Source organism: Xanthocytophaga flava (genome assembly GCF_030068545.1).
Lineage (GTDB): Bacteria > Bacteroidota > Bacteroidia > Cytophagales > 172606-1 > Xanthocytophaga > Xanthocytophaga flava.
Window position 1 is genome coordinate 115,193 of the sequence record NZ_JASJOR010000009.1, and the last position, 21,579, is coordinate 136,771.

Annotated in this window: 20 protein-coding genes; 9 read left to right on the top strand and 11 right to left on the bottom strand. The window is 40.0% G+C overall.

Translation table 11 applies throughout. The features are described from left to right. Nucleotides 1-25 precede the first annotated feature (25 nt). The 4 genes from QNI15_RS15040 to QNI15_RS15055 all read left to right on the top strand — a co-directional run bounded on the left by QNI15_RS15040 (nucleotide 26) and on the right by QNI15_RS15055 (nucleotide 3,161). Nucleotides 26-316, top strand: coding sequence for a leucine-rich repeat domain-containing protein (locus QNI15_RS15040; protein WP_314002762.1), 291 nt, complete (start codon nucleotides 26-28; stop codon nucleotides 314-316). A gap of 21 nt (nucleotides 317-337) precedes the next feature. Next, nucleotides 338-1,075 carry a leucine-rich repeat domain-containing protein gene (locus tag QNI15_RS15045; protein WP_314032375.1) on the top strand — a complete coding sequence of 246 codons (738 nt, stop codon included), beginning with the start codon at nucleotides 338-340 and terminating at the stop codon, nucleotides 1,073-1,075. Between the two features lie 57 nt (nucleotides 1,076-1,132). Then, on the top strand, nucleotides 1,133-2,005 hold the full coding sequence (locus QNI15_RS15050) for a helix-turn-helix domain-containing protein (protein ID WP_314032378.1): 873 nt from the start codon (nucleotides 1,133-1,135) through the stop codon (nucleotides 2,003-2,005). 136 nt (nucleotides 2,006-2,141) lie between these two features. Further along, nucleotides 2,142-3,161 carry an aldo/keto reductase gene (locus QNI15_RS15055; RefSeq protein ID WP_314032380.1) on the top strand — a complete coding sequence of 340 codons (1,020 nt, stop codon included), beginning with the start codon at nucleotides 2,142-2,144 and terminating at the stop codon, nucleotides 3,159-3,161. Between the two features lie 97 nt (nucleotides 3,162-3,258). Here QNI15_RS15055 and QNI15_RS15060 read toward each other — a convergent pair whose 3' ends face one another. Further along, the gene (locus QNI15_RS15060) at nucleotides 3,259-3,975 is read right to left on the bottom strand and encodes a YebC/PmpR family DNA-binding transcriptional regulator (RefSeq protein WP_314032381.1); all 717 of its coding nucleotides are present in this window, start codon (nucleotides 3,973-3,975) and stop codon (nucleotides 3,259-3,261) included. Nucleotides 3,976-4,491: 516 nt separating this feature from the next. Between QNI15_RS15060 and QNI15_RS15065 the strand changes: the two genes are divergently transcribed. Beyond that, the gene (locus tag QNI15_RS15065; RefSeq protein WP_313978298.1) at nucleotides 4,492-5,388 is read left to right on the top strand and encodes an OmpA family protein; all 897 of its coding nucleotides are present in this window, start codon (nucleotides 4,492-4,494) and stop codon (nucleotides 5,386-5,388) included. A 112-nt stretch (nucleotides 5,389-5,500) separates the two neighbouring features. Here QNI15_RS15065 and QNI15_RS15070 read toward each other — a convergent pair whose 3' ends face one another. After that, nucleotides 5,501-5,860, bottom strand: a complete 360-nt coding sequence (locus tag QNI15_RS15070; RefSeq protein ID WP_314032382.1) for a hypothetical protein — start codon at nucleotides 5,858-5,860, stop codon at nucleotides 5,501-5,503. 221 nt (nucleotides 5,861-6,081) lie between these two features. On the opposite strand from QNI15_RS15070, the gene QNI15_RS15075 reads away from it, so the two are divergent. Together QNI15_RS15075 and QNI15_RS15080 are read left to right on the top strand one after the other, a co-directional pair. After that, the gene (locus QNI15_RS15075) at nucleotides 6,082-6,789 is read left to right on the top strand and encodes an NUDIX hydrolase (RefSeq protein WP_313978524.1); all 708 of its coding nucleotides are present in this window, start codon (nucleotides 6,082-6,084) and stop codon (nucleotides 6,787-6,789) included. 58 nt (nucleotides 6,790-6,847) lie between these two features. Next, nucleotides 6,848-7,597, top strand: coding sequence for a pseudouridine synthase (locus tag QNI15_RS15080; RefSeq protein WP_314003235.1), 750 nt, complete (start codon nucleotides 6,848-6,850; stop codon nucleotides 7,595-7,597). 334 nt (nucleotides 7,598-7,931) lie between these two features. Here the strand turns inward: QNI15_RS15080 and QNI15_RS15085 are convergent, their stop codons facing one another. From QNI15_RS15085 to QNI15_RS15095, 3 genes are all read right to left on the bottom strand, one after another. Continuing rightward, nucleotides 7,932-9,116: an efflux RND transporter periplasmic adaptor subunit gene (locus tag QNI15_RS15085; RefSeq protein WP_314032383.1), complete on the bottom strand. Its 1,185-nt coding sequence runs from the start codon at nucleotides 9,114-9,116 to the stop codon at nucleotides 7,932-7,934. A 26-nt stretch (nucleotides 9,117-9,142) separates the two neighbouring features. After that, the gene (locus QNI15_RS15090; RefSeq protein ID WP_314032384.1) at nucleotides 9,143-13,639 is read right to left on the bottom strand and encodes a CusA/CzcA family heavy metal efflux RND transporter; all 4,497 of its coding nucleotides are present in this window, start codon (nucleotides 13,637-13,639) and stop codon (nucleotides 9,143-9,145) included. 186 nt (nucleotides 13,640-13,825) lie between these two features. Beyond that, on the bottom strand, nucleotides 13,826-14,218 hold the full coding sequence (locus QNI15_RS15095; RefSeq protein WP_313978286.1) for a hypothetical protein: 393 nt from the start codon (nucleotides 14,216-14,218) through the stop codon (nucleotides 13,826-13,828). Nucleotides 14,219-14,318: 100 nt separating this feature from the next. On the opposite strand from QNI15_RS15095, the gene QNI15_RS15100 reads away from it, so the two are divergent. Next, a complete protein-coding gene (locus QNI15_RS15100; RefSeq protein ID WP_314032385.1) occupies nucleotides 14,319-15,092 on the top strand; it encodes an enoyl-CoA hydratase/isomerase family protein in 774 nt (257 codons plus the stop codon). Between the two features lie 49 nt (nucleotides 15,093-15,141). Here the strand turns inward: QNI15_RS15100 and QNI15_RS15105 are convergent, their stop codons facing one another. The 6 genes from QNI15_RS15105 to QNI15_RS15130 form a co-directional block, all read right to left on the bottom strand. Next, nucleotides 15,142-15,609, bottom strand: coding sequence for a GNAT family N-acetyltransferase (locus QNI15_RS15105; RefSeq protein WP_314032387.1), 468 nt, complete (start codon nucleotides 15,607-15,609; stop codon nucleotides 15,142-15,144). Nucleotides 15,610-15,716: 107 nt separating this feature from the next. Then, entirely contained in the window at nucleotides 15,717-16,424 is a 708-nt protein-coding gene (locus tag QNI15_RS15110) for a CAP domain-containing protein (RefSeq protein WP_314032389.1), read from the bottom strand. 93 nt (nucleotides 16,425-16,517) lie between these two features. Then, nucleotides 16,518-17,012 (bottom strand): hypothetical protein, encoded by a 495-nt coding sequence (locus tag QNI15_RS15115; protein ID WP_314032391.1) that lies wholly within the window; start codon nucleotides 17,010-17,012, stop codon nucleotides 16,518-16,520. A gap of 127 nt (nucleotides 17,013-17,139) precedes the next feature. Further along, entirely contained in the window at nucleotides 17,140-17,655 is a 516-nt protein-coding gene (locus QNI15_RS15120; protein ID WP_314032393.1) for a DUF1648 domain-containing protein, read from the bottom strand. 276 nt (nucleotides 17,656-17,931) lie between these two features. Then, a complete protein-coding gene (locus tag QNI15_RS15125; protein WP_313978272.1) occupies nucleotides 17,932-18,378 on the bottom strand; it encodes a type I restriction enzyme HsdR N-terminal domain-containing protein in 447 nt (148 codons plus the stop codon). 81 nt (nucleotides 18,379-18,459) lie between these two features. After that, complete coding sequence (locus QNI15_RS15130; RefSeq protein ID WP_314032394.1) at nucleotides 18,460-19,329, bottom strand: SDR family oxidoreductase; 870 nt, start codon at nucleotides 19,327-19,329, stop codon at nucleotides 18,460-18,462. Nucleotides 19,330-19,466: 137 nt separating this feature from the next. On the opposite strand from QNI15_RS15130, the gene QNI15_RS15135 reads away from it, so the two are divergent. Further along, nucleotides 19,467-21,563 (top strand): ComEC/Rec2 family competence protein, encoded by a 2,097-nt coding sequence (locus QNI15_RS15135; protein WP_314032395.1) that lies wholly within the window; start codon nucleotides 19,467-19,469, stop codon nucleotides 21,561-21,563. Nucleotides 21,564-21,579: the final 16 nt, after the last annotated feature.

Genomic DNA, 21,579 nt, shown 5'->3' on the forward strand with positions numbered 1-21,579 from the left:
AGGTAATCTTAAAAAGCTCAGAAATTTGGACCTGGATACAAATTTGTTGCAATCTATTCCTTCTGAGATTGGAAATTGTATTGAACTTCATTACCTGAGAGCAAGTAACAATCAGCTTTCTGTGCTTCCTTCTGAAATTGGCAATCTGGTGGGTCTAAACTTTTTGTATTTGGGGAATAATCAATTACAGTCACTGCCTTCTGAAATACGTTTTCTACAGGATTTAGAGAAGTTATCTTTAAAAAATAATCCCATTTCAGAGGCCGAGCAACAAAAGATTCGGGCCTGGCTACCTAATTGTCGAATCTGGTTTTAATCATCTTATCAAGAAAACACTATGGCGGAAGATCAGATTGAAAAAGAAAATGTAATGCGGCTATTGCTTTCCGGGCAGATGGAGAGCATTCAACTTGGAATAGAGATTGCCCATGCATCACAAATTGACATAGAAGATTTTAAACAAGATATTGAAATAGCCTTTGGCTTTTTCTCAAAAAGTGCCCATTATCCATTTAATAAGAAGCTGTACGGAGTTTATTTTAAGAAGGAATTAGATCTGTCTAAAGGGGATTTAACGGTGATGCCTTCTCAAATCAAATACTTCAGACATTTAGAAAAATTAAATCTGGCTCATAATAAGCTTAAAGTGCTTCCTACTGATATCAGTCAATTCAAAGGCTTGACACATTTGGAACTTTCATATAACCAGCTAACATCATTGCCTGCTGAAATCGGAGAACTTTCTCAGTTAATGGAATTAAAAGTAAGCCATAATCAATTAGTGAAGCTGCCTTTGGAAATAGGAAAGCTTCATGGTCTTGAATCCTTATTTCTTGATCATAATGATCTTGAGTCTTTGCCAGATGAAATTCTGAATCTAAGCCGATTGTCCACTTTGCTCATTTCTGATAACAAACTGCAATCTTTACCTACTCAAGTGAAAAGTCTTTCTAAGCTACTTTTCCTGATTTTGGTAAATAATTCGTTTTCCGTAGAAGAAAAAGAACGAATCAGGGAGGAGCTACCCAAGTGCCAGGTACTATTCGAATTATGTAGAGCAAAGGCTATAAAATGAATCGATCTGCTTATAAGACTACACAATAAAATTCTTTGATATTCTTATTTTTGTGATATGATCACAAAGGAAACTAAAACACCCGAAAATAGTGCCCAAATCCAGTCTCCGGTCAGGCATTTTAATGTGTATTCGATAGAGAGGTCAAAGGGAAAAACGATACCCTATAGTCGGCGGGACTTTTATAAAGTAACCTTGCTTACCAATCACTGTATATTACATTATGCCAGCAGAAGCATTGAGATTACTCAACCTGCCCTGATCTTTTCCAATCCGCTTGTGCCCTATGCATTTGAACATATCTCTGAAGTAAAGGAAGGCTACTTCTGTATCTTTACCGAAGAGTTTCTGAAATCCGGTGATCGGATGGATAATGTACGCGAAGTACCTATGTTTAAAATAGGAGGAACGCCTGTGTTTTTTCTGAATGATAAACAGGTTTTGTATGTGGAAAGTCTTTTTCAGCGAATGCTGGAAGAGATTGAGACAGAGTATGTTTACAAATACGATCTTTTACGCAATCATGTGAATCTGCTGATTCATGAAGCGCTGAAAATGCAGCCTGAAATTTCTGCCTTCATACATCAGAATGCCGCATCCCGAATAGCCAGTCTTTTTCTGGAACTTCTGGAACGGCAGTTTCCGATAGACTCTCCAGGACAAGTGTTAAAGTTGCGCAATGCCAGTGATTATGCTGTCAACTTATCTGTACATGTGAACCATCTCAACTATGCTGTGCGTGAAATAACGGGTAAGCCTACTACAGTACATATTACCAATCGGATCGTTAATGAAGCGAAAGCTTTGCTTCTGCATACCGATTGGAGTATTTCCGAGATTGCTTATAGCCTGGGGTTTCAATATCCTACCTATTTTAATAACTTTTTCAAAAAGAAGACTGGTGCAACTCCACTTTCCCTGCGAAAGTAATTGTTTGAAAAGTATACTTTTTCCTTTGAAAATCGTTAGTCTGCTCTATTGACCTGCTTATACCTTTGTGCAGGCTGTTTTCGTGAAATAAATTGATCAGAAGCAGTAATTTTATCACACAAACCAATAGATACATATGAAGTACAAAATGCTAGGTAATACCGGACTTCTGGTTTCGGATCTTTGTTTAGGTACAATGACTTTTGGTGGAAAAGGATTCTGGAATGTGATTGGACAATTGGATCAGGGAATGGTAAATGATTTAGTCAAACAATCGGTAGAGGCTGGTATCAACTTTATTGATACGGCCAATGTCTACTCCGAAGGAGTATCCGAAGAGATGACAGGAAAGGCTATTCGGGAACTGGGCCTGAATAGAGAGGAATTAGTGATTGCTACAAAGGTGAGAGGCAAGATGGGGAGCTTGCCCAATCAGATTGGCCTTACTCGTAAACATATCATGGAACAGGTAGAAGCAAGTTTGAAACGGCTTAATGTGGACTATATAGATCTGTATCAGATTCATTCCTATGATCCGATGACACCTTTAGAAGAAACACTTCGGGCACTGGATTCACTTGTGCAAAGTGGCAAAGTGCGCTATATCGGATGCAGCAATGTAGCTGCCTGGCAACTAATGAAGGCTCTTTCTATCTCTGAGTACAAAGGACTTGCAAAGTTTGTGTCCCTACAAGCCTATTACACCATTGCCGGGCGTGATCTGGAACGGGAGATTGTGCCATTGCTGCAGGATCAGAAGGTAGGCTTAATGGTATGGAGTCCATTAGCAGGAGGACTGTTGAGTGGCAAATATGGTCGTACTATAGAAGGTGCAGAAGGCTCACGTCGGTCAACATTCGACTTTCCACCTGTTAATAAAGACAAAGCTTATGACATACTGGATATTCTACATCCTATGTCGAAAGAGAAAGGAGTATCTGTAGCACAACTTAGCCTGGCATGGTTGCTACATCAGCCAGTAGTCACTTCTGTGATTATAGGTGCAAAGACACTGGATCAACTGAATGACAATATTGCCTCTGGTAATGTACAGTTTAGTGCTGAGGAATTGCAGAAACTGGACGAAGTAAGTAGGCTGTCCCCTGAATACCCTGGCTGGATGCTAGACCGAACAGGCGCAGACCGGAAGATATAAGGATAACTTAAGATTAATATGTATTAAAATTAAAATAAAACCGGAACGTTTATATCCAACGTTCCGGTTTTTCTATATGTGACTATGTGAGTAAGTACTATCCCATATTGTGATATACGTTCTGTACATCATCATCTTCTTCCAGCTTTTCGATCAGTTTTTCAACATCTGCTACCTGCTCTTCTGTGAGTTGCTTGGTATCATTCGGAATACGTTCAAAGTCCGCACCTTTGAGTTCATATCCTTTTTCTTCGAGGTGTTTTTGTAACGCACCAAAAGCAGTAAATTCACCATAGACGTTAATAAGACCTGCTTCTTCGTCAAGAAATATTTCATCTGCACCGAAGTCAATCAGTTCCAGTTCCAGTTCTTCAATGTCGATTTTAGGGTCAGCTGTGATTTTGAAGATACTTTTACGTTCAAAGATAAAGTCCAGCATGCCCGATGTGCCCAGACTACCACCAGTTTTGTTAAAGTAACTGCGAACGTTAGCTACGGTACGTGTAGGGTTGTCTGTAGTACATTCTACCAGAATGGCTACACCATGTGGCGCATATCCTTCATAAACCATCTCCTTGTAGTCTGCCTCATCTTTTGAAGAAGCCCGTTTGATCGCTCTTTCTACATTGTCTTTCGGCATGTTTACGGCTTTTGCATTCTGCATAATAGCCCGTAACCGTGAGTTGGTTGTAGGATCTGCACCACCGGATTTTACAGCCATAACAATGTCTTTTCCAATTCTGGTAAAAGTTTTAGCCATCATGCCCCAGCGTTTCATTTTGCGGGCTTTACGGAATTCAAATGCGCGTCCCATGAATCTATATATGAATAAATGATTGTATAAATGAGAAAAGTGCTGCAAAGGTAGAAATTTTTGAAGTTGTCTGAAATAATTTTTAAAGAAGCGAAAAGAGCAGAGATGCCCTTATGCTAAAAGAATAGATCTTATGTATAGGTAACAAACTAGAGATTACCTTTTTTATGTAATAAATCTGAGACTTTGTCGCAATTTTAATTCTGGATACTTAGGTGGAAAATCATCTAAATGAGGTGGGTGGAAGTAGTTATTTCTCTTTGTGTCAATGCTTTAGAAGTGATTTCAGGGAGTGTGGTTTCAAAGTAGAAAAACATTTACCAATACTATATGCCCTGTAAAGTCATCCCGTTGTTTGCCTACTTCAATGGCGTAAATTCACTATTTTAAATTTTTATCTGCTCAATATTTCATTTCGTCGAAGGAATAGGGAGGTTTGGTCGATTACTTTTTCTCAGTAGGGCGCATACAGTGATGACAGAAGAACAGTTTAACACAACTAATAAGATAAGATCTATGCGTTTTACAACTTTACTCACAACCAGCCTCATTTTTTTAGCTGGTTATGGAGCATTTGCTCAGGGAACCGCTTCGTCGGCAACCAATGAGTCAGCAGATGCAATGTCTGGTAAAAAGACTGAAACTAAAAAAGGAAAAAAGGAGGTGAAACCTTATGTTTCCCCGTACTATTCCTATGATGATGACAAGGACGGTGTACCTAACTATCGGGATAAATGTCCTCATACACCCATAGGAGAGAAAGTAACTCCTTTTGGCTGTCCTCCGGATACTGACTTTGATGGAGTATATGACTATGAAGATAATTGTGATACGATTCCCGGACCTAAAGAAAATCATGGTTGTCCATGGGGTGACCGTGATAATGATAAAGTAACTGACAACGTGGATAAATGTCCGGACGTACCTGGAGATCCTCATAACCTGGGTTGTCCGATTGTGAAGAAAGATAAGGATGGTGACGGTATCTATGACGCAGATGATGTATGTCCGGATGTACCAGGCATTATTGCTAATCATGGTTGTCCTGAAATCAAGAAAGAGGAAAAAGAAGCCTTAAAACGTGCATTTGACAATCTGTTGTTTGAGACAAACAAAGATGTAATCAAACCTTCTTCTTTCGCTACTTTGAATGAACTGGCTGGCATCATGCAGCAGAATCCTAATTCTCTTCTACACCTGGAAGGACATACAGACAACGTAGGTGAAGATGAAGCAAACCTGGATCTATCACGTCGTCGTGCAGAATCGGTGAAACGATATCTATCTGAAAAAGGTATTGATGCTGCCCGGATTACAACTGATGGTTTTGGTGAAGCTCGTCCAAAAGATACGAACGATACAGATGCAGGTCGTGCGAAAAACCGTCGTGTAGAAATGATTTACCATTATTAAAATTAATCAAGACGTTAGTCTATAAAACAAAAAGTCCTTTCTGGAAACAGAAAGGACTTTTTGTTTTATACTATGTTATACGAACAAATGATTTGTAATATGGAACAGTATTTTAACGTAGAAGGACTCGTAGAAAAAGGAACACATACAGCAATCCTACAAAGCCGAGGTAGAAATACTTCACATAGCGAAATCGCAGATATAAACCCGCTGCTGCAATACTAAGGGCTATGGAAATAGCCACAAACAAAGGTACCTGTAAAAGACGATAGGTCAGAATACCTATTGCCATACCTGCAATAGGGCCACTTACCAGTCGTTTAACTAATCGGACAAATTTCTTGCGACGGTGTTTTATACGATACTTGTCATACTTCTTCCAGGCATTCTTATGCCAGATATAACACGTGCCATCAATCACAGTTAATTGTTTCGCATCGTGTGAGTCGGATGGTATGTTGGAAGTGTTCATTAATTTAATGTTAACTAATGATCAATTTGATTAACATTAAATTAATATAAAAAATGATACCATTCAAGTATTACTTTTAAATAACCGCAGATGAGTCCTGCAGGATAGTTTTGTTTTTCTGGGTGAAATCTATTCTTTTGTAGTTGAGAAGCTATTTTACACTCACTTTATCCAACCTAGGCTTTCTTACCTATACAATGCAGGAAGAACTCAAAAACAAAATGCTGGAAGAATACCGTTATCAAACCCGATGCCTGGTAGCTCTTGATTCTATTATTTTCGGGTTTGATGGTGATGAACTTAAATTATTACTGGTCCGTCGTGGGGTTGAAGCCAATAGGGAAACATGGTCGTTGATGGGAGGGTGGTTACAACCTGGAGAAGGATTGGGACAGGCAGCTTCCCGAATTTTGTATGAGTTAACTAATCTGACTAATATCTATCTGGAACAGTTATATAGCTTTGGTGATCCACAACGTGACCCAGTAGAGCGAACTGTTTCAATAGCGTATTTTGCTCTAATCAATGTGGCTGACTATGAACAGAAAATATCCCACACTTATGATGCGCACTGGTTCTCTCTCAATCAACTCGATGGCTTGGATTTACTCTTTGACCACAAAGCTATGATTGAACTGGCTATTGAGAAACTACGGTATAAGGCATCCCAGCATCCTATTGGATTTGAATTGTTGCCTGAAAAATTTACCATTCCGCAACTTCAAAAGCTATACGAAGCGATCTTCGCTACCTCATTTGACAAACGAAACTTTAGCCGAAAGATACTTTCTACCAGTTTGCTTGTAAAGCTGAAAGAGAAACAGAAAGGATATTCCAAAAAGGGAGCCTTCTTGTATAGTGTAGATACTGAAAAGTATCAGAAACAGTTTAATTCATTTCTTAATTTTATTCCCAACAGCTTTATTTAGTATATCTAAAAACTACTATCAGTATAGTAGTCCCTATACAGACAAGCTTATTTCTTTTGTGGCAGATTCATTGGAAATTCTTTATCAGGACGAGTGGTTAGTGGCTGTAAATAAACCTGCGGGCATGCTGGTTCATAAAAGTGAGATGGATAAGTATGAATTGGTTAATGCACAACAGGTGCTTCGCAAGCAGTTAAAAAAACGTATTTATTTATTGCACAGATTGGATAAACCTACCTCAGGGGTGCTGTTATTTGCTCTGAACAGAGATACTGCCCGTGAGATGAGTAAAGCTATTGAAGACAAACAGACAATCAAGACCTATCTGGTGGTGGTAAGAGGATATACAGCAGAAGAGGAAGTCATAGATTATCCCTTAACCAAAATGTGGGATAAGATGACTGACCAGCAAGCTGTGAAAGATGCTCCTGCACAAAGTGCCATTACAGAATACAAACGGTTGGCAACAGTGGAACTGCCCTTTCAGGTTGCCAAACACCCGACCACACGTTATTCGCTGATTCAGGTGAGACCATTAACCGGACGAAACCGACAAATCCGGCGGCATATGAAACATATCTTTCATCATGTAGTAGGAGATACAACCCATGGAGATGGGAAACACAATGTTTTTTTTCGCCAGCAGTTTGATTGCCATCGTCTCTTATTGCATGCTGTAAAAATGGAATTTGTCCATCCGGTAACAGGGCAGTCACTAGCCATTACTGCACCTTTGGATGCCTCATTTTCAGACGTTGTTACAAAGCTTGGCTGGACGACCGCATTAGAAAATATCTTACCAGAGTAAAAGCATTTTCATTCGGTATATTTTCCATTGTACAGTTTTGCTTATCTGTTAGTTGAGCATAGTGTAGTTTAAAACAGTTTGATGCGTTGAGTTCAACGTATGCAACCTATTGAAGAGCTTCTCTGGTTTGTTTGGGCAAAAACAATTTTGCCTGGAGTTTACTGCAAATTTGCTAATGTGTTGAATACACCGCAAAAAAGTTTTTGCATAGAATAAACCGCAAGTTTTGTATTTGATTACAATTCACCGCAAAAAAATTAATGCGCATAGTTCGGGTAAAATACTTATTCGCCTGTAACTATGCGCACTGTAAAGTTATGACAGTACTGTACTTTTATTCTTCTTCTGTATTTGTCATAGCAGCCCATAGCTCATATGCTCCTTTTACTACAATAGCATTAGGAGAGTCGGCAGAGGTCATCGATTTGATTTCACTATAGGATAGTTCGGTATTGCCAGTCTGGATTTCCTTGCGTTCAAAGTATACGCCTTCTTGGGTCCTTTTCTTCAATATAAAGATATACTTTTTCTCTCCTGACAAAATCACTGACTCTTCAGGTAAGGTAGGAACTGCCAATGCACTGGTTTCCAGCCAGCCGGAAAGATAAGTGCCCGGGAATAAATTGTCGTCTTCCTGGTCCAGATGGCAGTGTACACCAATGCTTCGATCTTCAGCAATCTCTTTTCGGATCAGATAAACAGTAGCTGTTCGTTCTTTTGTCTCATTGGCCAGTACAAACCGTACTTTCTGCCCAATCTTGATACTGGGAATGTCTTTCTCGAAAATAGTTAGTTCGGCATGAAGATGTTCAGGGTCAACAATTTTAAACAGAACATCTGTAGCATTGATATAAGCCCCCAAATTACCATGAACCTGTGTGACAAAGCCATTGATAGGAGAGTGTAACGAGATAGTACTTTGAATAGGCCCTTTGCCTACATTTTCCGGATTCAAATGAATAAACCGCAGTTTGGCCTGTAATCCTTTAAAGCGAGCCAGTGTACTCTGGTATTGTGCTTTGGTCTGTTGTAGCGTTTTTAGTGCATTGACATTTTCTTTGCTTAACTCCTGCTGACGTTGGTATTCTGCTTCCTGAAACTCCAGTTGGCTCTTCGTATCCAGGTATTCCTGTTGTAGTTGTATAAAATCCAGATTCTCAATCACAGCAATGGCCTGTCCCTTTTTTACCTGCATTCCCTGCAATAGAGGAGTACTTTTTAGAAACCCTCCCATAGGTGGTGAGATGCTAACCAGATTTTGTGGAGGAACATCCAGCACACCATTAACTTTGAGTGTACCACTGATGTTACGCATGGTTATAGAGCCTAGTTGAATACCAGCGGTTTGGTATTGAAGATTTGTCAGGAAAACCACATTCTCGTCTGTACTATCCGCACTTGGTGTTTCTTTGGAAACTGGTTCGGTTTTATTACTACATCCGAAAATACAAAGCAAAAGAAAAAGACTCGCTATTTTGGTTATTCTGGTTAAGAACAAGGCGAAAGAATATATATACATAAACTATAGTGTCAGTTAGAAGGTGATTATTTTTGTCCGGCAAGGAATTCAATTTGTATAACAGCTTGATTGAAGCGGTGTAACGTTTCCAGGTATTGCATACGAATCATTAATGATCGGTTCAGACCCTGGCTATATTCGAGATAGCCTATTTCGCCAGCACGATATGCTTTTTGGGCATTTTCCAGAATGAGTTTTGCAGTAAGCAAAGCTGTTTTTTCATAGTATTCCAGACTTTTCAGATACTTGGTATATTCCTGGATTGCCTGTTGCCATTGTTGTCCAATGGCTTTCTGGTAGTATTGTACCTGAGTTTGAGCAATTTTTTCATTGAGAGAGGCTGCTTGTGTTCTTGCCCGAAACGGACGAAACCACAAGGGCAAAGAAATTCCTGCCTCTATGCCCTGGAAACGTTTACTACCATTAAAAAAACGATCCTGTCCATTAATGACCTGAGTCCCAATAAGTGACTGATTAAAATACCCAATAGTAAAATCTGGTAGTGCCAATGCTCTTTCTACACGGGTAAACTGTCTGGCTGTAATCACTTGCTGGTGATAATACAGAATAGTTGGATTTTGGAGCAATGCATTGGTATCTGCCAGTTGTATAGACAAAGTTTGTTTTTGTAGAGCCTCGTCGGTTGCTGTGATAGGTTGTGTCTGATTGAGAAGTGTCTGTAATTGGGACTGGGCAATCAGAATATCTGATTCATTTTGTGACAGTTGCAACCGGATTTCCTGTAACTGACTCTCGGCAGTGGATTGTTCAAGAAAGGTACTTTCCCCTGTACGGTAACGGACCTGAGCCGAACGTACAAACTGGCTGAATATACTATCTTGTTCCTGATACAAGCGATGCCGGGCTTTGGCTAGTACCAACAACTCGTATGTTGATTTTACCTGATGTACCAACGCATTTTGTGTCACAGCCAGTCTTCTTTCCACCGTTTGGGTTTGGGCTTCCTGGTAGTTGGCTCTCCGACTCAATAGGAGAGGGAAGGGGATGTTTTGGGTAATTGTAAAGCTATTGTCAAAGTTAACGCTGTTGTATTGGCCTCCCATCCAGTTGATGTTGGTTTTGCCAATATCGGATGCTGTACGTTGCAGCATCTTTTGTGCATCTATTTCATAAAGCCCAGACTGTACCTCCAGGTTATTTTGCAGAGCTAACTCGATAGCCTTTTCCAGACTGAGAGACATAGGAGACGTTTGTGCATTACCTGTCTGATAAACCAGAATACTGATCAAAAACATTACAAAAACAAAAGGCCAAAAACGAACAGATAGACGTACGCCTGATTTGGGCCAGTTCACTGCCAGTATTTTTCGAATGGGAGATGAACTTTCATCATCAGGTTTATCTTCAGAAGAAGAGTCATAGGTGTTGTTTGGCAGATTATGCTCTGTTATATTTGCTGACTTTTCGAAAAGCATATACAATACAGGTAATACCAACAATGTAAGCAAGGTAGAAGATACTAGTCCACCAATGACTACCGTGGCAAGAGGCTTCTGTACTTCTCCTCCAGCTCCTTGCGAAAGAGCCATCGGTAAAAATCCCAGTGAGGCAACCAGGGCAGTCATGAGTACGGGTCGAAGCCGTGTTTCTGTTCCCTGAAGAATAATATCCTGCAGTTTGGTAAGGCCATTTTGTTTTAACCGGTTAAATTCTCCCAATAAGACAATACCATTTAAAACTGCCACACCAAACAATGCAATAAATCCAATGCCTGCTGATATACTGAAAGGCATATTGCGTAACCAGAGAGCTACAATGCCGCCTATAGCTGAAAGGGGAATAGCTGTGAATATCAGAATGCTTTGCATAATGGAGCTGAAGGTGAAATAGAGCAGAATAAAGATAAGAGCCAATGCTACCGGAACCGCTACTGACAACCGTTGGCGTGCTTCCAGAAGGTTTTCAAATGTACCACCGTAGGTCACATAATAGCCTGTAGGAAGTTTAATTTCCCTTTCAATCCGATCTTGTATTTCTTGTACTATACTCTGTACATCCCGGTTACGAACATTAAAACCGACAGTAATTCGTCTTTGGGCATTGTCTCGTTGGATCTGATTCGGTCCGTTTTTTAATTCTACCGTAGCTACCTGTGATAACGGAATCTGATTGCCAGCTGGAGTGGAAATATACAGGTTTGTTACATCTTCTATAGATTGCCGTTTGCCTTGTTCCAGACGTACCATAAGGTCAAATCTACGTTCTCCTTCAAAGACTAATCCGGCTGTTTCCCCTGCAAATCCTGCCCGTATGACTTTATTTATATCTTCAATGGCAAGACCATACTCTGCAATCTTATCCCGGTTATAGTTCACTACAATCTGTGGTAGCCCTGTAATCTGTTCAATATAAAGATCCTCAGCCCCCTGTACTTTTCGGATCAGTTTTCCCAATACTCTTGCTTGTTCTGCCAGTGTATTGAGGTCCTCTCCATAAATCTTTAAAACCACATCCTGTCGGGCACCAGTTGCCAATTCATTAAACCGCATCTGAATAGGTTGCTGGAATCCAAAAGAAACACCTGGAAGTGCACTGAGTGCCTCCTGCATTTTCTGAGCCAATTCTTCGCGATTGGATGCGCTGACCCATTCGGATTTATCTTTGAGGATAATCATCAGATCACAGGATTCAATAGGCATTGGATCAGTGGGAACTTCAGAAGATCCTACTTTGCCGACCACTTCTTTGATTTCTGGAAATTGTTTTAACAAGATAGCTGCAGCCTTTTGAGCTGTCTCAATAGTTTGTGACACTGAGCTACCTGTTACCAGCCTTGTTTCTACAGCAAAGTCACCTTCCTCAAGTGTAGGAATAAATTCCCCTCCCAGTGTAGTAAATAAAAATAGAGAGGCGACTAACGCTATAACTGAAATACCTAATATGAGCTTTTTTCGGCTAAGGGCGAAATGAAGTACTGGAGTATATACGCGATGAAGATATTTCATTAACCTGTCAGCCAGGGTGGGCTTGGTGTGTCCGCTATTTTTACTGAGCCATAAAGCCGATACCATAGGCACATAGGTGAGGCTAAGAATAAAAGCTCCCAGAATAGCAAATGATACTACCTGAGCCATAGGTCTGAACATTTTACCTTCAATACCTGTCAGTGTTAGAATAGGCAGGTATACAATCAGGATAATAATTTCTCCAAAGGCCGCTGAACTGCGGATTTTAATGGCAGCCTGATATACTTCCCGATCCATCTCCTCCTGAGAAAGCCTATGGCTGTATTTTTGCTGAACTATATGATGTAAAGTGGCTTCGACAATAATCACAGCCCCATCGACAATTAATCCAAAGTCAATAGCTCCCAGACTCATCAGGTTACCTGATACACCAAATAGATGCATCAAAGAAACAGCAAAGAGCATAGATAACGGAATAACAGATGCCACAACCAGACCAGCCCGTACATTGCCTAGCATAATAACCAAGACAAAAATCACAATTAGTGCTCCTTCTAATAGGTTCTGTTCTACGGTATTGATAGCGCTATCAACCAGTCGGGTACGATCCAGATAGGCATCGATAACCAATCCCTTTGGTAGTGTTTTCTGGATTTGCGTAATCCTCGTTTTTACATTGTTGATGACCTTGGATGAGTTTTCGCCCTTTAGCATCATCACAATAGCTCCTACTACTTCACCCTGATCGTTATAGGTCATAGCACCATACCGGGTAGCATGTCCGTAAGTGACCCTGCCGATATTTCCAATCAGTACCGGAATGCCATTCTCATTCTGCTTTATTACAATCTTCTTGATGTCGGTGGTATCGCCAATGAGACCTTCGCTCCGGATAAAATAAGCATTGGGCTTTTTATCAATATACGCTCCTCCGGTGTTCTGATTGTTTTTTTCTAAGGCAGTAAAAACATCGTTAATGCTTAGATGATAACTGTTTAGCAGGTTAGGGTCAAGAGCTATTTCATATTGTTTTAGATAACCACCAAAACTACTTACTTCGGCTACCCCCTCCGTACCCAATAGCTGTCTGCGTATAATCCAGTCCTGAATAGTACGTAGTTCCATAGGCGTGTACATCTTCTCATAGCCTTTTTTAGGGTGTATGGTGTATTGATAAATTTCTCCAAGCCCTGTAGTTACAGGACCGAGTTCAGGTGCTCCAACACCAGCAGGAATGTCATTTTTGGCTTGTTGCAAGCGTTCAAATACCTGCTGACGTGCCCAGTAAATGTCGGTCTGTTCCTGAAAGACAATGGTTACAACGGATAGCCCAAAACGTGAAAAAGAGCGGATTTCAAGAATTTCCGGAATGGTGGCCATTGTTTGCTCTATCGGAAACGTAATGAGCCGCTCTACTTCCTGTGCTGCTAAGGAAGGTGTTCGGGTTATGATCTGTACCTGATTGCTGGTAATATCCGGTACGGCATCAATCGGAAGCTGTGTAAGTGACCATCCACCCCAGATGATCAGTACTAATGTCAGCAGTCCAATGATGAGTTTGTTATGTATGGAAAAATGAATGATTTTGTCTAACATTAGAAGAATGATTTAGAATAGTGTACTAAAGGTAGGACTGTATCCTGCAAAGTTCAGAAGCATACGAAGGCCATATAGTTGATCAGATTTGTGTAGATACATAATTGCATGCACAGAACTGATTTGACTAAGATGAAGCAAATAGTGTGTCTGAAAATAAGACAGATACAAAAAAGATATGTGTTTTTAGTACCGGGGAGGGCGGAGAAATGAGATAGAAAACAGATACGCGTAGGTATTCTGATAGAAAGAATACGTAAATTGGGTTAATGCTATGGGATGAATTCTGGGAAAAGTAAGAAAACGTGGCATCACAAATGTCAGCCCTATACAATGCGAATGAAACATTGGCAGACTGTGGTCAGTCTCTGTGTGGTGGCTTTTGGCATGTGATGAATTTAACCCATAGTGCAGCTGCAGAAATTCCCAGACGCTTAAGTCCTTGGTTGTGGATTCTGTATGTTCAAAGTAGTGGGAAATCAGATTCGGTATCTTAAACGCTTCCTCGACGTCGGTAAACGGAAACAGGCTACCGGCGAAAAATACAAAAGAGAGAAGAAGTGCAATGCCTGATTTCATAGAAAAAATAGTCTCAGACTTTTATCCCGTAAAAAACGCACTTTTTTTTGATTTTTTCAATTCTTCCTTTCAATTTAGAATATGACTAATTTGAACTAGAATGAGCTGGACTGAATATGCTGTTATGAACCGTATTGCATTGGTAACACTCAATAGACCTGAAAAACGCAATGCACTCAATCATATAGTTGTAAAGGAATTAACCGAATTACTTACCAAGGCAGTTGAGGACCAGAATGTAAAAGTGATTATCCTCCAGGCAAATGGCCCAGTGTTTTGTGCCGGGGCAGATCTGGAATATTTGCAGCAATTGCAAACTAATACCTATGAAGAAAATCTGGAAGACTCCCGACAACTGGCTCAGTTGTTTGAGTTGATTTATACAATGCCAAAAGTGGTAATTGCCCGGATTCAGGGACATGCTATTGCTGGTGGATGTGGACTGGCAACTGTGTGTGATTTTTCATTTAGCGTACCAGAAGCCAAGTTTGGGTATACAGAAGTGAAAATCGGATTCATTCCTGCTATTGTAAGCTATTTCCTGGCTAACAAAATTGGAGATGGCAAAGCCCGTGAACTATTACTTTCCGGAAATCTGATTCCGGCTTCACAGGCTCAGGAGTATGGACTTATTAACTTTGTCACAGAACCAGATGTACTAGATAGCGAGATTATGGGATTGGCCGAACAACTGTGTCAGCAAAACTCTGCTCAATCTATGGCATGGACTAAAAAACTACTGGCGGACATCCGGCAAAAAACGCTGGCTGACGCAATGGTCTATGCGGCAGAGGCTAATGCTCATGCACGTGCCTCTGAAGATTGCCAGAAAGGCATAGCTGCCTTTCTGGATAAAAAGGACCTTACCTGGTAGATGTCAGGGCATATTTCTACTAAACCTGGATTTAAGGTAATCACCCTATTTATAGTATTTTTTCAAATACAACTGTTTCTTTGTCAGGTCCGGAATAACCCCGAATTACATTGATTCCTTCCGAATTAGGTAAGCCAAGCAATGTCATTCCGATTTTCTTCTGATGGAAGTTTATTGATTTGGTATTTGTTGGTGTTGTTACAGCCTTTAGCTTTTGTATTCCTTTGGATTTGGATAGTTGTATAAAATTAGCATACAACAACTCACCTAATCCTTGCTTTTGATATTGTTCCCGAACACCAATCAAATGGACATATCCAACACTCTCGGTTTGTGAGAAGAAGCCGAAGAGATAGGCGATTACAACCCCGTTATTTCTAATCACAAATGCAGTATTCCCAAATTCATGCACTAAGTATGGATGATGCATTGATAACGTTCTATCACTTCCCCAAAAATCAATGATATCACGGGTTATTTGATTAAAATCATCAATGGTGCAATTCTCAATCAGCATACAAAAAATATAAATTTTGCTCCCATATTGGGTTTGGTTGAAGCAAAAAATGGACGTTTTAGAATTGTCAGAAAGATGTAGCCACGATTTTCTGACAATCTTGCGGTTTATTTAGTAGAAGCCTGACTGGATTGCATGAGCCCTCCACCAAAGTTTTGAGTTATTCTGGCAAAGGGTGTATTCTCTGACTTATAAGGATTTTTTATAATCTGAATGGCACAAGCCATATACTGATAATCAGTATTGAGAATGTTACGACGGTGACCTGGAGAGTTCATCCAGCCTTTTACTACCTTCTGTGCAAAGGAGACAGCCGTATGGGCCGGATATATCTTGTCTGTGTTGCAGTCAAAATATCGGTATTCTCCATTGCCTTGTTTGCGAGGGCAATACTGTCCTGGTGTAGCAATGACTTCATATTGCGCAATGTTTTCGGCTGTTGCCATAAATTTCCCGCCAGCCAGTGTAATACGCTGACCAGGCAGGTAACGCTTTTTGTCTGTACGGTCTTCGTGTGCATAGTAATTTTTACTAATCATAGAAGTTGAATGCTCGTTGGCCGCTGTATACAACACCTCGGAGTACAGAAACGTTTTACGTTTTTCCTTTTCGCGAGCTTCATTGGTGGCATGAAAGAAGGCAGCATCAATCAACTCATACTCTGGATTTTTAGGATCAATCGGTTTTTGAGCTTCCGGGAGAGCATAAAATTCTCGCCATGTCATCTGATAATACTTCTGTGCATAGGCTGATACACTAGCGACCATTACACACAGAACTAATACTAAAGTTTTAAGAATATGTTTTCTTTCCATGAAAATACCTTTCTTTTAAAAACGCATGTAGTAGAAAAATATTTTTACAGACATACTATAAATGAAATAGAAGACAATGATAACTACCTTGTTCTATTTTCTGCGCTGACGAAACATATAAAAACCAATTCCGATAACCAATGCGGTGAGTACAACTACCCCAATTTGCAACTTGCGCATAGCTCCCAGAAGATCACCCATTGCTGCTTGCTGATCCTGTAGTTCGGTATTTTTACGCTTTAGCTGATTGGTCAGGCTGGTCACTTGTTGATCCAGATCATAAATACGATCCGAAGAGGCTCTGTTTTGTCCAAACAGATTGCTTTCTTTCTGATAGGAGGTACGTCTCACTTCCCGAATGATCTCATTGTCTTTGGAAATAATCCTGTGTAGGGCCAGAATCATATTCTGGAGATCTTTTTTGGATCGTCCACCAAAGAATGCATTTTTTTCTTTTCCCAGAGAGTCATACGCATGATAGAGTTGATCACGTTCCTGCAATAATCTACCCAGATCTGCACTTTGTGCATAGGATATGGCTATACCAAAAAGGATAAAAAAAAGAGAGGATAATACCTTTTTTTGCATGAATGAATAATGGTTTGTTAAATCTGTATTTTGACTGTTGTCTGTTTTTATTCCCTCTTAGATACGAAATCCCATCAGATTTATTGTCTGATGGGATTTTCTTTTATGCTAAAGTAGTTAACTAAGATTATATCTCAACCGTTTGTTTGAATCGCAAACGTATTGGCAGATAGATAACCCATACCACAATCAACGCGACGCCTGCAAAAAGAATCCAGGTAAAATCGCTCAGAAATACACGTTGATTGGTATGTAAACGCAGGGTAATAAAGAGCATTGCCATTGTATATACATTCAGAATCACTGCCAGGGCATTGATCCAGTTACGAAGAATGTACATTAACTGTTTTCTACTTGTTTTATTGGCGAGCCAGTGATTAGCATTGGGAACCAGGATCGCCTGATTGGGTAGACCTAACACCAATCGACCAATCAAAGATAGAATTACGTTAACCAGAATAATAAACCCGGCAGCTATATAAAAGAAAGACTCGCGGGAAAGAAAATTATCAGGAACACCTTCGTGGTTATAATGAATGGCAATCTGGTCAGGAAGATAGTAGTAGGAATACAAAAGAAATGCTAGAGCACCCAGCCATGACAATATTTTAAGTAAACGGACAATCAGGAAAAGTGGACGCATAAAGGAAATAAATAGATGAGCAATGGTTTTTAAGTCAGCAAATAGCTGATTGCAACAGGAAGATAATCACCTTTCGAAATTTGCGGTTGCAAAGGTAGCGTCTGTGAAAGGCAAATCACAGCAAAATACTATCTTTTTGGTAAGACTTATGAAATACAGATACTCTTGTTCAGATGGAGAGGAGAATAACTTAGTAATGGTAATGTGAAGGGGATTTGTCTGACTGGTTTTTTTATATAGCAATTGGGTAAGCTTTCCTGAAACCAAGAAAACTACTCAATCCGGAAACAAAGGAATATCTTCCAGCAAAAGAAATGGCCCACTTTCGGAGTTTGCCTGATAACAAAACCACTCCAACCCATTGACCAGAATCACATAGGGAGCCTGCACAATATGATTGTATCTGGCTGCCTGTTGTAATACCAGATCATCTAATGGCACTAATGTATCTTTACATTCTATTAAAAGGAAGGGTTTTCCATTTCTGTCAAAAACCAATAAATCAGCACGTTTGGGTAATTGGTTATAAATAACTGCACTCTCCGCTTTAATAAGAGCTTTCGGATAACTATATTGATTCAGCAAAAGGTGTACAAAATGTTGCCTCACCCATTCTTCAGGTGTCAGGTATATGTATTTCTTTCGTAGAATATCAAAGATATACAGTTTATCTTTCTTACGAATTACCTCATGTTTATAAGGAGGCAAATTTAACTCAAGCATGTTTTATAACAATTGGGTTCTGCAATAGTATCAGGTGATATATAGTATATAAACGTTAGAATAACAGCTATCTATATTTGTTCAGGATACTTTTTGCAGCTCTTTTAACCTTTGGGGAAGCTGTGTCCATTCTTCGCTTTTTTGCCAGAGCTGTTGCGCATTCAGATCGCTTTGAGCTTCTTTGGATGGTGTTTTAGGTTTCTTTTTGACAAAGTACAGGCCACTGACATCTTTGACTTCCGGTGAGGTTGCCAGATAAATACTGGTTTGGGCCCCCTGCTCCGCCGTAAGGAAAAACGGACGGGCCAGGTTGAATAACGAAACGAACCATCCATTTTGTGTACCTGCGCCAAAGTTGGTTTGTACTGCACCTGGATGAAGACTATTGGCTGTGATGCCAAATTCTTTGACCCGTTTGGCTAACTCTCTTGTAAACAGGATATTGGCAAGCTTGGAGTTAGCATAGGCAGTCAAACTTTTAAAATGGGCAGCATGAGCTACTTCATTCAGATTCCATTTGCTCCATTTGTGTGCATCAGATGATACCGTAACAATACGTGCCTCATTTCCTTTCTTCAATAAGTCCAGCAATAAATTGGTAAGCAGAAAGGTACCCAGGTGATTAATGCCAAACGTACTCTCAAATCCCTCGGGAGTCAGGCTGGGTTTATCCAAAATAAGGCCTGCATTATTAATCAGCAAGTCGAGATGATCATAGGATGCATATATCTGCTGTGCAAGTTGCACAATGGATTCCTGATTTGCCAGATCACAAACGAACAGATCTAGTTTGCTTTTTGCCAGTGGACGTAGCTCTGCCAGCGTTTCCTTTCCTTTTGCTTCATTTCTGCAAACCAGAATAATGTCCATTCCTGCTTTAGCCAGTTCTCTAGCTGTTACCTTTCCTATTCCGGAGTTAGCGCCTGTAATAAGACAAATTTTGTTAGACATACACAAGTGTAGGTTTTTGTAAAAGAATATACAAAACAGAGTTACAACAGAATAGTAGCTTTACATTGCAACCAGATAAAGCTATTTTTTCGTGGATGTGGTGCTTCTCCAAAGTCAGATACCCAATACCAGATTTTATGTTCAGGTGGACTCCGTATGTCTTTATCCGTTTTACGATCTTTCTACTGGCAGGTATACTGCTATATAGAGCTTTTCCTGGCATTCACTTATTGGTTGTTGTATCTGTTTTTAGTGTTTCCTTTGTTGGGTATCTGGTTTTATGGCTGATACAGCAAAGGCGAAAAGTGCGAATGTCGCTTTGGTTTGGTCTGTTGGCTTTCATTGTTACAAGTGCATTTGGATGGTTATGCACCTATGAGCAAACCGATACCAATCACCCGAATCACATTTCACACCTGAGCGAAGTTACATATTATACTGGAAAAGTAGTCGCAGAAGTTCAATCCAAAGCTAAAAATTACAGGACTGTTGTAGAGATAGAGCAAGTGGTATCTGACAAAAAGCTTATTCCTGCAACTGGAAAAGTACTGATATACACTCCCAAAGACGCCCCCGTACCTTTATATGGAGATAAACTGATTATCTATGGTACCCCATTACCTGTACAGCCTCCTCCCAATCCGGATGAATTTGATTACAAAAAATATCTTGCTCTCCAACAGATTTACTACCAGCAATTTGTTAAGAAAGGAAAGTTCCTTGTATATGAACATACTGAAGGTAATGCTGTCATTTCTGCTTCTTTACGCGGGCGTGCCTGGGCAGATCAGATTTTTCGCAAGTATATTACTGCTGAGAATGAGTATGCTATTATTTCCGGATTAGTGCTTGGACTTCGAAGTGGGTTGGACGATGAACTGAAGGGTGCTTATGCCGCTGCTGGGGCTATGCATATTCTGGCTGTTTCCGGAGCTCATGTGATTGTTATCTTTGAACTAATCCTGCTGGTAGTAGGAAGAATTAAAAAAGTACGGTACGGAAACTGGTTTTTTGCGGTCGTGGCTTTATTACTCCTTTGGTTTTACGCTTTTATTACTGGTTTATCAGCTTCTGTATTGCGTTCAGTTGTGATGTTTTCTTTAGTTGTATTGGGTGAGGCATTACGTAGAGAAGGTACGTTATTTAATACATTGGGTTTTTCTGCCTTTATACTTTTATGTTACGATCCCTATTTGTTACAGGATGTTGGTTTTCAGTTATCGTATCTGGCTGTAGCCGGAATTATATACTTATATCCACGTATCTATGCTTGGGCTGAATTTGAGACTACCTGGCTAGATAAGTTATGGAAACTTGTTTGTGGTAGTATTGCTGCTCAAATAGCTGTGTTGCCTCTTTCTCTTTTTTACTTTCATCAGTTTCCAACCTATTTCCTGATCGCCAATCTATTGATGATCCCTCTTTCAGGTGTGTTGTTATATGGAGGACTGGCGCTGTTGGCGGTTGCCTGGATACCTTATGTTTCAGATGCCATTGGCTTTCTACTCAAATGGCTGACCTGGCTGATGAACCAGATTGCCTTTTGGACAGAACATATTCCTGGGGCTTTGATGCATGGAAGCTATTTAGAATTATGGGAACTAGGTGTAATGTATATCTTGCTGTTTTTGGTATTATGGTTTTTGTATATACCAAAACTCAGAGTATGGAGTGTTATATGTGTTTTAATGCTTTGTTTAATCACAAGCCAGCTCTATAATAATATCAACTATGCGAAGCAACATTTTGTAGCTGTATATGTTATACCGGGTCACTCTGCCCTGGATGTTGTGGATCATCATCAACATGTGTTTGTTGCAGACTCAGCCTTGTCTCAGAATAAGAGCCAGATTTCCTACCATTTGCAAAACCATTGGACAAGACGACAAATTCTGGATGTACGTTCTATGATCTTCTCAAACGTAGATTCTACCCTATTGGCTATTCATCAGAACAAACAGTTTTCTCTGTTCACCTGGCATGGAAAACGTTTCTGTATCCTGCATCAGCCTGTCAATCTGCAACTGTTTCAGAAACAAAAGTTTGACTATCTGATTATCCAGAACAACAGTCTGAAAAATATTAAAAAATTTCCTGCACAATCATTTACGACAGTTATTCTGGATGCTTCAAATCGATATTACTTATCAAAGCGATTGAGCAATGAGTTAAGGATGCAAAAAATTATATGTCATAATGTGCATGAGCAGGGTGCATTTACACTTACCCTATAAAATTCGCAATGTCTGT